Raw genomic sequence first — 324 nt, 5'->3', positions numbered from 1 at the left:
AGCGCTTCCGGTTCATCCGGCATCAGCGACGCCACCAGCCGGCCGAGCCAGATGCCTTCGGTTGCGAGATTGCGGCGCCGGGTTTCGGTGCCGGCCGGGTCTGACCAGCCTTCGGCGAACGCGGCGTAGATCGCTTCCAGCACCGCGTCCAGCCGCTCGCCGAGTTCTGCCCGCTCCGGCACCCGGAATGGAATGCCGGTCTCGCGGATGCGGCTTTTGGCGCGCACCAGGCGCTGGCCCATCGTTGCCGGCGACACCAGGAAGGCCGAGGCAATCGTTGCCGCGTCGAAGCCCAAAATGGTCTGCAGGATCAGCGGCGCGCGC

At 69.1% G+C, this 324-nt stretch carries 1 protein-coding gene; it reads right to left on the bottom strand.

Annotated elements, in window-relative coordinates:
* Positions 1 to 324: DUF6596 domain-containing protein (locus tag E5W87_RS32310; protein ID WP_367118902.1), on the bottom strand; the 324-nt coding region annotated here is incomplete at both ends.

This window comes from Mesorhizobium sp. (assembly GCF_004962925.1).
Classification (GTDB): domain Bacteria; phylum Pseudomonadota; class Alphaproteobacteria; order Rhizobiales; family Rhizobiaceae; genus Mesorhizobium.
This window is presented reverse-complemented; position numbering and strand designations above follow the sequence as displayed.